Below are 14,194 nucleotides of genomic sequence, written 5' to 3' on the forward strand. Positions count from 1 at the left end.
AACGAATGTGCAACAACTCTAAAGAAAAAAGACAATGAAAAAATATTTTATAGCATGTCTGCCACTCTTCATGATGCTGTTAGGCTTCGTTTCCTGTAGCGACGATGAAGAATTGACAGACTCTCGAATCACTTATTACGTGAAGTTCGAGATGCAAGGCAAGGACTTTATGGAATCGCCCATAGGCGTGGATTTTGTAGACCCCGGCTGCAAGGCTACGTTGGGCGAGGAAGACTTTACCAACCAAATCACCGTGAGCGGACTCGACAAGATAGACAAGAATGTCCCCGGCCTGTACCAAGTGACCTATTCGGGTACCAACAAGGACGGTTTCACTACCTCTGTCAGCCGTACCGTAGCGGTTTGCGACCCCTCCATTACGGATGACATCTCCGGCGATTACCTGACCGTGAACGGGACAAAGCGCATCAGGAAGGGCGTCGAGACACCTTATCCCAAAAATAAGGTAAGTATCGAGAAGAAGGCGTCGGGCCTGTTCTATGTAGACGACATGATAGGCGGCTACTATGCCCAGGGCGTGTATGCCGAATACGGCGACATCACCGCCATGAAAGGTTACATCCTGCTGCATGCCGACGGCACCATTACCGGTATCTCCGGCCATGTGGATGCGTGGAACGACGACTATACGAACTTCACGGACGGTAAGTTCGACAAGAACACGGGAGGGATAACCTGGAACGTAGAGTATGCCGGCATGAATTTCATCGTAGTGTTAAACAAATAAAAGAAAAAGATTATGCGAAAATACATTTCAACGATCATGTTCGCCGCGTTGGCCGTATTCGTTTTCTCCGCCTGCGATACGGAGACCGACGAAAAGCCAGGCGGAACAAAAATAGTGAAAATGGCGGGCTTCTGGGATGTGACCGTTCAATCCATCAAAGAAGACGGCAGCGTGCTCTCCCAAGATCCTTATGGACTGGGAACCACCTCGCTGAAAACCTATAACACCGTCGATGACGCGGACAACCGGATGTGGTTGAACTTAGACGGCAAGGACGAGTTTTACGATATGCAGCTCATCGTGCCCATCGACTATGCCGCCAAGACTTTTTCCTGCGAGGCTACCAAGTATGTCTATAACAGCGATAAGGCCGGCAACGTGACTATCACCGAAGGCAAGGTGCTGCTCGGGCAGGGACGCAACCTGCACGGATTGCCTACCGACAGCATCGTCTTTACGGCCAAGTTCAGCGATGATGAAAAGAATCTGACTTACCGAATAACCGGAATCAAACATTCGGGCTTTACCGAGTAGATTCTCCTTTTTTAATCGAAACGCCCCGGAAGTTTTCGCAACTTCCGGGGCGTTCACATTCGCGTAGCATAGACCTCTCATGCATATATTCATCTTTCCATCATCATATCATTTCGAAGCAAAGATGCGAATATTTTTCACTTCGAAGCACGATATCGTCGATACCCATACTTCCGATCTTTACGCTTCCGGTTCCTCTTCAGGCGGAAATTCGGGTTCTTTACCGCTTTTCTCCGAGGGGATAACCTGCTGTTTGTAGCGGACGATGAGTTCGTTGACGAAGTCGATGAACGCCGCGTATTTACTTTCGTCCAGCAGCAGTACCACGGCGTTGACGATTTTTACCAGCAGCCGATAGGCGGCGTCGCTCTGCAGGCGAGCCAAGCGCAGGGCACCCAGCACTTGCGTGGATTTGATCTCGGTGCGTTGCACCAACAGGCTCTCCACCTTGGCATTGGCCGCCTTGAGCACCGTCACGTAGGGTGTCAGGCTCAGCTGGGTCACTTGTGCGGCGTACTTCTTCTCGCAATCGTCTATCAGATTGTTGATCAGCCCCGTCTCCCGTTCCAGCTGCATGCTGGGGTCGATCTTGTAGTCTTTCAGATTTTGCCAGAGCACTTTAGCGGCGTCGGCCATGGCAAGTACGGAGACGTTCCGAAAACCTTTCACCGCTGCTCGATAGCCCGAAAGCAGCTGATCGCACTCGCGGTCGGCATCGGAAATCTCGTCCATGAGCATGCTTTTCTGCGAAAGCGAGCTATCATCGAGACCGTAAATGATGAACTAAAGAACATTGCTCAGGTTGAACATTCCAGACATCAGAGCTTTGATAACTTCATTGCGAATTATTGCTGCCCGCTAAAACCTTTCTCCTCTGACCACTGTAAGAAAGAAGGGGTTAAAACTATCATTTTTGAGATTATTCATCGTTTATTTGCCTATATATTAGTGAAAACGATAGCTTCTTGTAATGGTTACTCTTTGAAGCAAAAAGTAAGCTCTCATAGAGCAATAATGTCTGTATTGCCGATGAATAAAGGCTTATAGGACTTTCAATTTGTTTTCACCGGACAGCAATAATTGCGAATTTGCTTGGTGCAATTGCAGCATACTGCATGTTCCCCAAGAAGTCGTGTATCAATGTACAAAGAACCGTTTATACGCAGCTAACTCTCTTTTAATTTCGTCGAACTCACGTTAAATATAGCGTGGGAAACCTAAATAAGTAAATATCCATCAATTTTACATCTGGAAATCAGCACTTAAACAATTTTAGGTAATTTCATGCGGAAAATAGGATATGCTGATATTTATAAAGTAATTTACACATGTTATTGAAATCCACCTACAGATATATTTTTATTAAAGAATAAAAATATATAAGATTTTGACAAAATAATATTGAGAATAAAAAAATAATAATAATTTTGAAAACGTTAATACATATTGTATTGACAGAATTAATAATACGTTGCATTTATGTTTGATTTACTGATTGAAAATCTTGGAGATATTTCTCCTATGGTTGGAGATGCTGTAACTTCACAGCCTCAGGCTTTTTGGCCTGCTGTAATAGTATTGACCGTCGTTGCTAACATTGCATTCCCAACGCCAGCAAATTAATTCACTTAGAAGGGCTGTATTTTAATATGCAACCCTTCTATAAAATTAGATATTATGAAAATAACTATTATAGATGGTTTCTTGGATCTAAGTAGTATAAAATATCCTGATATAAAACGTAATTCATATCAGTTATTATCTATTCTTATTTGGAACTTAATAGATTAGAAGAGTCTGTAAGATATTTTAATTATAATGATTGTTCCTATCATAAGATAAGAGAAGATTTGGGAGATTCTGATTTTGTTGTTTGCATTAAGACCGAAGAGAATGAAAATTTTCTCTTAGGTTTAAAAAGATTATGCAAATGCAATTTTATATTCATTTCAGAATTAACGCAAAGCAAACATGCTGATTATTATGATAAGGAAAAAGAGCAAATTTATATAGATACATTCTTTCCTGTAAAAAAGAATATTGAATTTATCATTAAGATAATTACGAAAAGAGAATCTTATCAATATAAAATTGATTCGCTGCTATATACGAACAAAATATTTTTTGATAATAATACAGTTTCTATTAATGTAGCAGAAGATGCAAAAAAATCTTTTACAATCACAGGTATTGATACAAAGCCATTAAGTATTGATACTATTGATAAGCAAATAAATGGTATTCTAAATGCTGGAGTTAAACATATAAAGGTTGAGCCTATTTTTGATTCCCAATATAAATGTTTTCTATTAGATATTTCATCTCTGATGAAAAAATATTTGAATGATTATGATTTTATTTGGAGTTGTAATATAGATCCCTTATCTTTTTGCTTGGGGCAGGATGATCTTTTAATAGCTGATTCAAACCTCTCAGAAGTAACATTGCTTATCAGTAACATAGATGAAGTTATTTGTGAAAAATTTTCTTTGAACTATTCTTTATATGATGTCATTAGTATGATTGATTATCTTCGTTTAAAAGGTGTTCCTTACATTCACACCGATGTTATCTTAAGTTCTCAAATCGTACCGACTGATTATAATAAAATAACAAATAGAATCATAGAATTATACAATCATGCACCAGGATTGTTAGACATAAATCTAATCTTTGTAAAAAATGAGGATTTAGCTTTGGGGAATTTTTCATTATATAATTATTATGGAAAAAAATCAAAATATAATCATATAAATGGTATTAATAAAAATGTTACCTTATTAAAACAGAATATTATAACTAAAATATTTACGTTGATGTCTCAATCCATCAATATAGAGATGGCTTTAAAGCATATGAGATTAAATGATTTTAATATACTTACTTCTTACTACATTTATTTTTTAGCAAAATCAAATTACCGACAATTATATATATTCTTAGGTAATGGTTGGTTCCGTCTTAAAGATATAAATCGAAAAGATTTATCTTGTTTCCAAGTTAAGATATTAAGCTATTTATATAATCAAAAAGATAAACTTTTTCTTTCATGTGATGCTTATAGTAATGATCAAAAAAATGTATTTTTTGAAATCAACAGACAGGAATATGAGATATATAAAGTTTTAAAAAGCAATAAAAGCATCTCAAATGCGATTCAGTATTTGAAAAGTAATAATTTTTATATAGAAGGATGTGTTGAAAAATTTATTGTAAAATAAGACAATTATAATGTCATATTGTTAAAAAGAGCTTTAGTATGAAAAAACTTGATATAATATTTATAGATGGTGTTGACACAAGTGCTGATGCGAATTCCTATCTAACCTACTTGTTCCCAATAGCAGCTATGTTAGAACAGAATAACTATTCTTTTGGAATTTTAAATATTCAAACTATCAAAGATTTTAGCCTTGAAAAAATTATATTAGAACTAAAAAGATATGAATGTAATATTGTTGGAATGACAACTACTGCAGACAATATTTATAACGTTTCTTTAATTTCACAAAGAATTGCACAAGAAGATAATTATAAAATAATATTAGGAGGTGTTCAAGCAACTTTTGATGATATAAAAACTATTATCTCAACTAATTGTGATGTGATTATCAGGGGTGAAGGCGATTATACAATAATAAAGCTTTTAAACCATTTCATCAAGGGTATAGGATTTTTATCCCATATTGATGGGATAACTTATAAAGATAAAACAGAAATTAAAAGAAATGTAAATTTAAAATTGTTCGATCCTAATGAATTGCCTATCCCCCAATATAAAATTGCATCAGATAGTAAATATTGGCTATTTCCTCAAGATTTTACAGAAAAAGAATCGAAAGATTTTTTTAAAGCAGAACAAATTTCGAATAAATATTTTATTTCATCAAGAGGATGTCCTTATTCTTGTATTTTCTGTGTTGAAGGAAATCATTCCAGCGGATTAAGAGAGAAAAAACCTGAACGGGTTTTATAGGAATTAGACTATTTTGTAGAGTGTGTTAATGATAATATTATCGTTATATCAGATAGTACTTTTACATCATCTTATAAACGTGTAATAGAAATATGTAATAAAATAAAAGAATTAAGAAAAAAACATGAGATATATTGGTATGCAGAAGGGAGAGCTAATATCTTAGCAAAACATCCCGATTTAATTTCAATTATGAAAAATGCCGGTTTAATAGCTTTGCAAATCGGAATAGAATCAGGATCACAAGAAGTTCTGGATATTCAAAACAAACGAATCTCTCTAAATGACATGAGAGTAGTTGCTAAAGAAATTGCGAAAGTAGAAAATGTTATGTTAATAGGTAATATTATTTTAGGTCAATCCGGAGATAATGAAAGTACATATCAGGAATCTCTACTTTTTATCGAAGAACTTTTGGAATTAGCTGATTTTAATTTGTTTATTAGCTCTGGTTACTTAGTACCCTACGTAGGTACATTGATTAGAGAAAAATCTAAAGACTTCAATCTAAACATTTTGATAGATGAATTTGAATATAATCAATATTCCGGATATGAATATCCTATTTGTCTTCCCAACAATCTCTCTCTTTCAGAATTAGAAAATTGGAAAATAATTTTCAATAATACCATATATGATTTTATAAATAAAAAATTACGTCAAAAAAGTAAAAAAGAAATAGATAGACATATAAAATGGTGTTTGGAATTAGAAAAAAAAAGAATCTCTATCAAAACTCCATGGTATAACACTTTTATGTCTAGTGAGATTGTAAAGCGGTATTATGAATTGTATTTTCAAGACACTACAGTTACAGATTATTCTGAAGATAATCTATCAAAAAATTTAGATGTAATATATCCTATCGCGTTATGGGAAGTAATGTATAATTTTCAAAATGACACATGGTTTATTTCCACATTTAATGGTGTAATAAAACTGATGGAATATGAACTTGATTTATTAAATTTGGCCAATGGAAAAAATAGTTTGCAAAACATCATGAATATTTGTAGAGACAAAGATAATGATTGCCTAACTATTCTTAACTTTTATATTAAGATGTGTGACAACTACGAATTATTGTTTAAAAGGTATTTTTAGTGATATGAATGTAGTCTTATTAAAGTTGAAACGCGCTTGGAGAGTGATAAAAGAGCTTCCACTGTTCTATATTATATTTATTGCAGTATTAGCGGTTGGTCTGTTCTACATTATATATACGAACCTTCTTGATGAATCAAGCAGCTATATTATATTCGTGTTGTTCTGTGTGCTTTTATATGCCTACCATGAAAAACGGCGCGACTATTATTTTATCAGATTTCTACATCAGTCGACAATTTATTTATGTCTGATAGAATACATGCTGATATCTCTCCCGTTCCTTGTTTTATTATTCATCACAAAGAATTATTTGTTGGCTCTTTATTTACTGCCGGCCGTTGGTATCATCTCTTGTATCCCTAAGTTTAAACAAAGGAATATGAATATCCGTTTTGGTAAACTGTTCATATCGTCTGTGGAGTGGAAAGCAGGTGTGCGCGGAGGATTATTTTACCTGTTATTCATCTATATTCTTTGCATAGTAGTTTCTTTTTTCACAGAATATGCGTTTCTGATATATTTGCTTACTTCTTTCCAGTGTTCGGAATTCTATCGAACCGGAGAGCCGGTAAATATACTTTGCCTACCGGAGCAAAAACCTTCTTCCTTGATTTTTTCAAAATTAATAATTGCCATGCGAAACTATCTGATCATCAGCATTCCGTACTGTTTGTTCTATTGCATTATGTTTCCCTCGTTATACTGGGTAATCCCGTTATTCATGGTGTGTAGCTTCATTTCTTTTGCTTTTGTCATTTGCATGAAATATATGTTCTACATACCAAATAATCGGGATATCGGGAATAATATTGTCATCTCAATAGGTAAGATAGCCGCTTATACTCCGGTTGCACCTTTTATTTTGATCATCACCGTCTTTTTATATTTTCAAGCCACTAAAAATTTAAAATTCTATTTGCATGATTTCAGTCAATAACTTAACGATAAAATATGGTCCGAAGATAGTTCTCAACAATTTAAATGTGATTTTTGAGAACCATCTGACACACGGTCTGGTAGGTTTGAACGGATCTGGCAAGACAACCTTTCTGAATGGACTTTATGGTTTGTTGAATATCGCTTCCGGAACGATTTTATATAATGATTCGCCATTAAGTAAAAAAGACATATCGTATCTGCAAGCAGAGAATTTCTTTTATGGCTCTATCACAGGCAGGGATTATCTCGATTTGTTTATGTACTATAATAAGGGGTATGACTATCGTACATTAGCAAATTTATTAGACATTCCACTGGATGAGTTGGTTGATACCTATTCTACGGGCATGAGGAAGAAGTTAGCCATCATAGCATCTCTTATCCCTGATAAAGATATTCTGATTCTCGATGAACCCTTTAATGGGTTAGATATAGAGGCTTTGTTTTTTCTGACGGAGATTATAAAGAATTTGAAGCAACAAGGGAAGACTGTAATCGTCACCTCGCACATCATGGATACATTAACACCTATCTGTAATGAAATACATTATCTCCATAATGGAGTTATAGAGAACACCTACCAAAAGGAAAAATTCGACAGCTTAAAGTTTTTGTTCAAAGAAAATTTAGCAAAGAAGTATGAGGAGAAGATGACCCCTTCAGTCACTTTGTGACAGCCCCCTTGAGAAGGGTGGCAGTTGACTACGTCGGAGATTCACTTTCTATCGAGGGTGTCCGAAAAGGATACCTTCTATTTGTTTTCCGCATGAAATTTCCTAAAATTGTTTAAGTGCTGATTTTACCTAACAAGACCTTCTTAATGAATAAGTCAAGGGTATGACAACGTCTTTCTGTAGCTCCACAAAACGATTGTATGAGACGACATTCGGGAACAGGTGGCGTAAATACTTGCATACCTTTTCTACGTAGAAATGCTTCAGGCAGCGGTATCCTGAATCATGAAATAGGATTATAATGATGAGCATGACCTCTGCTTTTGACATCGTTGAATCGCGATGGTAATTTCGCCTATCATTGTTTTTAAGTGTATACTTCTTCATCAGTGTATCAAAAAACTTGCAGAAATCCATCTGCCATACAATATATTTGAGTAACTTTACAACAAATCTAATAGCAGGGCTCATTGCATACAATCTATTGCCGAAGAAGCCAGCAATGAACATAGAAATCATTGATAAAAGCAGACTAATTGCATAGAATTTATATCAAACTCGCGTTATTAAATATAGTGCGGGAAACCCAAATAAGCAAATATCCATCAATTTTACATTGAAGTATACGGGTATAAGTTTCGTCGACAGTACGCCTTTGCGAGTATGCAGGAATCAGCGTATACACATGCATAAGGAAGGACATTGCCCAAAGAGGGAAATGTTCTATGGGCTGGCTCTTTGGCTTTAAGCTACATCTTATCTGTAATGAACGAGGTGAGTTACTAAACTTCATGATTACCTCAGGGGATATTGATGACCGTAAGCCGTTAGAATACAAGGCGTTTGTAGAATTCATCTATGGAAAATTGGTTGGTGATAAGGGATACATCGGTAAAAACCTTTTTTCAAGGCTCTTCGTTAATGGCATACAACTTATAACCGAGCTCAAAAGTAACATGAAAGGAGCTTTGATGTGCGTTCCTGATGAGCTATTTCTGCGAAAACGAGCTATCATCGAGACCGTAAATGATGAACTAAAGAACATTGCTCAGGTTGAACATTCCAGACATCAGAGCTTTGATAACTTCATTGCGAATTATTGCTGTCCGCTAAAACTCTAAAGGTCATGAATTAGCTATCTGCGATACCGATAAACAGGTGTTTCGGATAGTTTTTCAGAAAAGTAAGCCCCTTCTTAATCAAAAAGTGAAAGTTTATCGGGTGGAGATTCTTCCACTTGAAGGACAGTCCAACAAGAGCTAATGGCGTAATTCCTAAAATTACAGATGTAATACCTATGAGATTAGATCAAGCTACTACACGCGTCACTGCGGCAAATGATGTCGACAATGTGATATATGTAGTTAATTTCTCTGATGATATAAGTTATACAGATCCCGATTTTCCAGCAAGTGGAGATGGCCTGTTTACTGTAAAAGATTATCCCGATGAGGTGTTCCTCAATCCAAACACATTTTCAACAGCTTTGACATATTGTGTAAATACGCTATGGATGAAATAGTAGATGGAGGTGGCGGCACAAATAATACTTATACGACTAATACCACATACTCAAGCTAGCAGAATGTCCAACGCACTGACAACTTACTAATAGTCATGCTTAGATTATCGATGGTTATAAAACGAAAGTAAGACAGAAAATCGCGGAAAAACACAAAAATGGAAATTTAATTAGCACAAGTACAGTGTCTGATACCTGCAAAATGGCACATTGCGACTTTGGATGGAATGGACGTTGTAACGGATACTATGTCAACGGCGTTTTCAAACTCAATAGCAACAACAACGATTACGACTGCATTGAGTGGGAAAAGAAAAATACAAAATATAATCGTCATATGCGTATCATAACATATACCAAACCAATATAAATATTTAAGATCATGAAAAGATATATATCAATAGTTTTATTATCCATTCCGCTCCTGCTGGTTTCTTGTGACAAAAACGACAATTTCGGTTATCCTTCCAAAATAACATTTGGAAAAGAAGGCGGAACTAAAATTTGTACTGGGACAGATAGTTTTTATAGTATAGAAGTCGCCAATTACAACGGTGATGGCGCAGAAGACTCTGAAGAAAGCATGGATTCGCTAAAAGTCACCTATAATTGGTTGACGGTAAAATGCAAAAAACTTGTTGGAGCAAAATTAGAAATGACAGCGATTCCGAATCATACGGGAAAGAAACGCACGCTATATGTGAGGGGTATGGTTGATAACGATTGTGCAGAGATTAAAGTTATACAACATTAGGTTATCAGATACCAAATAACAGGTCTCGTGTTTTTGTCTTCGTAAAAGCAAGCCGTCCCAATCGAACGGCGACAGCTGTCCATAGAGCGACTATCCGGTGAAAGGGGGTAACCTTGCTCATAGTGTTATGAAAGTTTTCTTGCACAAGCAATCCCCTGAAGGCTGAACTCACACGAGCATTCAGCCTTTTGTTTTATTTGCACAATAAAGTTTTATGGGCAACAAGAGTTTTTCACCTCGTCCGATAACGCCCCATAATTTCGGCGAGGCTATCTTCGCTTTCTTTCCGCCAGCATCTTCCGGTACAGTGCCAGGTAAGCTGCCGTATATTTCTGATAGTTGAATCCGAGGGAGTATGCCTTCATTTCGTTGGCGAAATCGCTGTGCTTGTCCCAGGCATCGATACCTTTTTTCACCACCTCCGCCATGTCTTGCGGTTCATAGCTGTCCCAATAAGAGGCGTACTTGTCGCCTATCTCCGGCAAGCTGGTGAATTTCGACGAGAACACTTTGCATTTGAATCTCATCGCTTCCAACACGGGTATCCCGAAACCTTCCAGTTTGCTCGGAAACAGGAAGCCTGTGCAATGTTCATAAAGCCAGTTCTTTTCGCTGTCGGAAATTTTTCCCACCAGGAAAACCCGGTTGTCGCCGTACGCCCTGATCGCCTCTCTGAGTTCTTCTGCATAGTCGAAATGATGGTCACCCACGATGTAGAGCTTGTATTCCGGTAAGTATTTCATCATCGGTACGAGGGTGTGAAAGTTCTTTTTCCTGCATACCTGACCTATGGTGAAGAGGAATTTCTCTCGATCGTCCGAAATAAACGGCGGTCTCTTGCGCTCTTCCTTTTCCAGATCAGCTATGCCGTTGTAGATTACTTCCACCTCTTTTCCACCGGTATTCACATGCGAGAGCAGATCCTGTTTCACATAGTTGGAAATAACCGTCACGCAATCGGAACATCTGATGCGCCAGCCTAACTTGTAGATCCGCTTCAGTCGGTGTATGCCTTGCTTCTCTTCCAAGAAATTCAAGTCGTGCACAGTGAGCAGTTGCATGGTGTTTTTCCCCCGCATTCTATATTTGAACAATTGGTTGGTAGCATGCCACAGATCGATATTTTCTTTCAGATCGCGTAGCTCCTCGAGTTTGTTTTCTACAGAGATATAACCGAATCTGTCGCCGAAAGCACCTTTATATTTTTCCGGTAAGAGGAAGATGAAGTGAATATCCGGTATTTCTGCTTGAGTGAGGCAGTGAATATATTGCCGCGTAACCTCACCGAATCCGCAGAATGCACCTATATGCGAAGCATCTATTAATACAGTGTTCATAATGTAATCTTATAATGCATATGATCGTTGTATGGCGAATACGTAGTGTACCCTCAAATGAAAGTCATTTTTTTATGTGATCATTTTTACTGAGCTGCAAAAATAATGATTTTCCATATAATATATCGTATCTATTAAGGTATATTAATATCGTCGGGAAAATTCCTTGTCAATCTCTTCTCTCGGCTAAAGCGATTCGAGCGCGGTTAGTTTTTAAGCAGAAAACAAATCAAAGACATATGAGAGTCATTCACGAGTTGTAAATGGAAGTGCCCAAGTTATGCAACACTTACGATATGATGCCTCAGCACATCGTTCCGTCGATTTTTTCCTCAACATATCGGAGGAAATATTGATGTGGGATCATATCACTTCAGAAAAAATGGAGATATTTTCGCATATTCACGGGCAAATTTCACATGTATAAAATGAAAAAAATGTATTTATTTTGATCCTGATGTCAATGGTTCAATCTTTTTCTGCACAATCACGAAAAAACGTTTTTTAATACTTGATGCCGACCCATGCAATATCCCCGTAATTGTGTCCATCTAATTTTATTTTTTGTCACGAATTAGTTATCTTTACATCCAAAACAAATCGAAGGTACATGAAACGCTTTTTATTATCATTCGCTGTCATCCTCGCGTGTTTGACAGCGGCTTTCAGTCAGACGCAAATAATCGCTCATCGCGGTTATTGGAAAACGGAAGGTTCGTACGAGAATACTGTCAATTCACTGCAAAATGCCGGCCGGCTCGGCGTCTTCGGATCAGAGTTCGATGTATATATTACCACCGATCATGTATTGGTGGTGCATCACGACCCGACTATTCAGGGGATACGTATTGAAGAGGCCTCATACGAGCGGGATTTGAAAGATCTGGTGTTGCCCAACGGGGAGAAGTTGCCGACCTTGGAACAGTTCCTGGCGGAAGGCGCCAAGATACCCGGATTGAGGTTGATCCTCGAACTGAAGAGTCATCGACGGGTGGTGAATGAAGACCGTGCCGTTCTGGCGGCGGTCGATTTGGTGAGAAAGTATAGCTTGGACGATCGAGTGGATTACATTTCTTTCAGCATGAATATGTGTAAGGATTTGATTCGGTTGGTTCCGTCGGCCGATGTTTACTATCTGAACGGCGAAGTTGCTCCTGCCGACCTGAAAACACTCGGGTTCGCCGGCTTGGATTATGAGCAGCATGTGCTATTAAAACACCCAGAGTGGATCAAAAAGGCACACGATTTAGGCCTGAAAGTCAACGTATGGACCGTGAAGGCAGAGAATATCCCTGCATTCATCGAAATGGGAGTTGACTTCATCACGACCAATGATCCGGTGGAAGGGCAGGAGCTGATTAGGAAACAGCCGACCGGTCCGAACAGCCGAAAGGCGATGGGGGCAAATACTTTTTCAGATACAGGAAAGAGGCGATAAGAACGCTTATACTCACGGCCCACAGGAAATAGGTAGCCGTATTCCCGAGGATATCGGCCGTGGTCTTGCCCATTTCCTCCATCGAACTGGTCGCTATCAGGACAGCAGCTACGGAATTGTTCAGCATATGTCCTGCCATACTGGGGATGATGCTTCCCGTACGGTAATACAGCCATCCGAAGATCAAACCCAAAAACAGGGCGAATATGACCTGTGCGGGGTTCACATGGGTAAGTCCGAAGAGGAGGGCGGATAGACATATCGCCTTGGCAGGACGAAGGCCTCGGCGTAGCAAGAATCCTTCGATCCCCCCCCGAAAAAGCATTTCTTCCACAATGGGAGCAACGATAACCATGGAGAGCAATCCGAAGATATTGCGACTCATCTCGAAGAATATACCTTGAAAGAGATCGGGCAGTGCGATGACCTCGTTGGCTATGTTCGATGAAATCAAGGCGGAAATAATCAACGGCAGACAAACGAAAACGGTCTTTGGCGATACTTCCTTCCAACTCTGCCGGTTGAATTTGATATACTCGAACAGGATCAGGTGAACGATCATCAAGACGCCCGAAAGAACCAATCCCACGGAAGTGGCATAGATAGTACGCACCTCTTCTGTTATCGGAACGAACTTATTTATACTCGCTAACAGAAACTTGACGGCATAAGTGCTTCCCAACTGATAGAGGAGATAATAAAAGATAAGTTTTACAGGGACAATCACTGTGCGGAATGTATTTTTTAAGTAATCCATCATATATTCTTTAGCATTGCAAATGTAACGTATCTTCGCTTATTCGCAAAAAGACAGCGGAGAAAAAAGGAAAGAAAACTACCGGATAGTATGCTCGAGCGGGAATTATTTTTCCATTCGATCGGTTTACAGATCGATATTTTTATGTACATGTTACCGCAACATACATATGAAATCGCGCCGATCATGAACGTTCTCGCCCCTGATGATGTTTCGTTTATTTACAAGATTCAAAGAAGCAGATGAGTATGCATTTTCCTTTTCTATTTTTCTATCGATTTTGTATAAACGACTTGTATGTCTATGGAATAAGCTTGGGAGAAGAAGAAGAAGTCGTCAAGGATGCCGTGCAGAATCTTTTTCTGAAAATATATTTCGAGGAAATACGCTTTCGTTTGCATTTATTTT

13 protein-coding genes and 4 pseudogenes are annotated in these 14,194 nt (G+C 38.1%); 13 read left to right on the top strand and 4 right to left on the bottom strand.

All coding sequences use genetic code 11. The annotated features are described in order from the left end of the window. Positions 1-34 precede the first annotated feature (34 nt). Both BN102_RS04935 and BN102_RS04940 read left to right on the top strand, forming a co-directional pair. Positions 35-748 carry a BT_2262 family domain-containing protein gene (locus tag BN102_RS04935; protein ID WP_021311479.1) on the top strand — a complete coding sequence of 238 codons (714 nt, stop codon included), beginning with the start codon at positions 35-37 and terminating at the stop codon, positions 746-748. A gap of 12 nt (positions 749-760) precedes the next feature. Continuing rightward, positions 761-1,282, top strand: coding sequence for a lipid-binding protein (locus tag BN102_RS04940; protein ID WP_019207986.1), 522 nt, complete (start codon positions 761-763; stop codon positions 1,280-1,282). Between the two features lie 180 nt (positions 1,283-1,462). Here BN102_RS04940 and BN102_RS04945 read toward each other — a convergent pair whose 3' ends face one another. Beyond that, positions 1,463-2,014, bottom strand: coding sequence for a DUF6261 family protein (locus BN102_RS04945; RefSeq protein ID WP_198006552.1), 552 nt, complete (start codon positions 2,012-2,014; stop codon positions 1,463-1,465). Positions 2,015-2,023: 9 nt separating this feature from the next. Here BN102_RS04945 and BN102_RS10710 point away from each other — a divergent pair. From BN102_RS10710 to BN102_RS04970, 6 genes and pseudogenes are all read left to right on the top strand, one after another. Next, positions 2,024-2,128: pseudogene (locus tag BN102_RS10710) on the top strand (transposase); the annotation flags it as partial. A 633-nt stretch (positions 2,129-2,761) separates the two neighbouring features. Then, entirely contained in the window at positions 2,762-2,905 is a 144-nt protein-coding gene (locus BN102_RS10880) for a hypothetical protein (protein ID WP_156810939.1), read from the top strand. Positions 2,906-3,054: 149 nt separating this feature from the next. Beyond that, on the top strand, positions 3,055-4,503 hold the full coding sequence (locus BN102_RS04950; RefSeq protein WP_019207988.1) for a hypothetical protein: 1,449 nt from the start codon (positions 3,055-3,057) through the stop codon (positions 4,501-4,503). 38 nt (positions 4,504-4,541) lie between these two features. Continuing rightward, a complete protein-coding gene (locus BN102_RS04955; protein WP_019207989.1) occupies positions 4,542-5,258 on the top strand; it encodes a B12-binding domain-containing radical SAM protein in 717 nt (238 codons plus the stop codon). 192 nt (positions 5,259-5,450) lie between these two features. Next, on the top strand, positions 5,451-6,362 hold the full coding sequence (locus tag BN102_RS04960; RefSeq protein ID WP_019207990.1) for a radical SAM protein: 912 nt from the start codon (positions 5,451-5,453) through the stop codon (positions 6,360-6,362). A gap of 923 nt (positions 6,363-7,285) precedes the next feature. Continuing rightward, positions 7,286-7,978 (top strand): ABC transporter ATP-binding protein, encoded by a 693-nt coding sequence (locus BN102_RS04970; RefSeq protein WP_019207992.1) that lies wholly within the window; start codon positions 7,286-7,288, stop codon positions 7,976-7,978. Between the two features lie 124 nt (positions 7,979-8,102). Here the strand turns inward: BN102_RS04970 and BN102_RS11280 are convergent. Beyond that, positions 8,103-8,402 (bottom strand): annotated as a pseudogene (locus tag BN102_RS11280) (IS982 family transposase); the annotation flags it as partial. A gap of 12 nt (positions 8,403-8,414) precedes the next feature. Here BN102_RS11280 and BN102_RS11155 point away from each other — a divergent pair. The 4 genes and pseudogenes from BN102_RS11155 to BN102_RS04985 form a co-directional block, all read left to right on the top strand. Continuing rightward, positions 8,415-8,522: pseudogene (locus BN102_RS11155) on the top strand (IS982 family transposase); the annotation flags it as partial. A gap of 75 nt (positions 8,523-8,597) precedes the next feature. Further along, a pseudogene (locus tag BN102_RS04980) lies at positions 8,598-9,075 on the top strand (IS982 family transposase); the annotation flags it as partial. Between the two features lie 200 nt (positions 9,076-9,275). Beyond that, complete coding sequence (locus BN102_RS10890) at positions 9,276-9,500, top strand: hypothetical protein (protein ID WP_156810940.1); 225 nt, start codon at positions 9,276-9,278, stop codon at positions 9,498-9,500. Between the two features lie 382 nt (positions 9,501-9,882). After that, positions 9,883-10,254 carry a hypothetical protein gene (locus BN102_RS04985; protein WP_019207994.1) on the top strand — a complete coding sequence of 124 codons (372 nt, stop codon included), beginning with the start codon at positions 9,883-9,885 and terminating at the stop codon, positions 10,252-10,254. Between the two features lie 269 nt (positions 10,255-10,523). Here the strand turns inward: BN102_RS04985 and BN102_RS04990 are convergent, their stop codons facing one another. Next, on the bottom strand, positions 10,524-11,591 hold the full coding sequence (locus BN102_RS04990; RefSeq protein ID WP_019207995.1) for a glycosyltransferase family 4 protein: 1,068 nt from the start codon (positions 11,589-11,591) through the stop codon (positions 10,524-10,526). A gap of 610 nt (positions 11,592-12,201) precedes the next feature. On the opposite strand from BN102_RS04990, the gene BN102_RS04995 reads away from it, so the two are divergent. Continuing rightward, complete coding sequence (locus BN102_RS04995) at positions 12,202-13,029, top strand: glycerophosphodiester phosphodiesterase family protein (RefSeq protein WP_019207996.1); 828 nt, start codon at positions 12,202-12,204, stop codon at positions 13,027-13,029. Here the strand turns inward: BN102_RS04995 and BN102_RS05000 are convergent. Beyond that, positions 12,950-13,789: a CPBP family intramembrane glutamic endopeptidase gene (locus BN102_RS05000; RefSeq protein ID WP_019207997.1), complete on the bottom strand. Its 840-nt coding sequence runs from the start codon at positions 13,787-13,789 to the stop codon at positions 12,950-12,952. The genes BN102_RS04995 and BN102_RS05000 overlap by 80 nt on opposite strands. Positions 13,790-14,194: the final 405 nt, after the last annotated feature.

This window comes from Phocaeicola abscessus CCUG 55929, assembly GCF_000312445.1.
GTDB lineage: Bacteria > Bacteroidota > Bacteroidia > Bacteroidales > Bacteroidaceae > Phocaeicola > Phocaeicola abscessus.

Coding starts and splice junctions, on each gene's coding strand:
- BN102_RS04970 (WP_019207992.1), top strand. CDS start 7,286: ATGATTTCAGTCAATAACTTAACGATAAAATATGGTCCGAAGATAGTT.
- BN102_RS10880 (WP_156810939.1), top strand. CDS start 2,762: ATGTTTGATTTACTGATTGAAAATCTTGGAGATATTTCTCCTATGGTT.
- BN102_RS10890 (WP_156810940.1), top strand. CDS start 9,276: ATGAGATTAGATCAAGCTACTACACGCGTCACTGCGGCAAATGATGTC.
- BN102_RS04945 (WP_198006552.1), bottom strand. CDS start 2,014: ATGGACGAGATTTCCGATGCCGACCGCGAGTGCGATCAGCTGCTTTCG.
- BN102_RS04985 (WP_019207994.1), top strand. CDS start 9,883: ATGAAAAGATATATATCAATAGTTTTATTATCCATTCCGCTCCTGCTG.
- BN102_RS04940 (WP_019207986.1), top strand. CDS start 761: ATGCGAAAATACATTTCAACGATCATGTTCGCCGCGTTGGCCGTATTC.
- BN102_RS04935 (WP_021311479.1), top strand. CDS start 35: ATGAAAAAATATTTTATAGCATGTCTGCCACTCTTCATGATGCTGTTA.
- BN102_RS04955 (WP_019207989.1), top strand. CDS start 4,542: ATGAAAAAACTTGATATAATATTTATAGATGGTGTTGACACAAGTGCT.
- BN102_RS04960 (WP_019207990.1), top strand. CDS start 5,451: ATGAAAAATGCCGGTTTAATAGCTTTGCAAATCGGAATAGAATCAGGA.
- BN102_RS04990 (WP_019207995.1), bottom strand. CDS start 11,591: ATGAACACTGTATTAATAGATGCTTCGCATATAGGTGCATTCTGCGGA.
- BN102_RS05000 (WP_019207997.1), bottom strand. CDS start 13,789: ATGATGGATTACTTAAAAAATACATTCCGCACAGTGATTGTCCCTGTA.
- BN102_RS04995 (WP_019207996.1), top strand. CDS start 12,202: ATGAAACGCTTTTTATTATCATTCGCTGTCATCCTCGCGTGTTTGACA.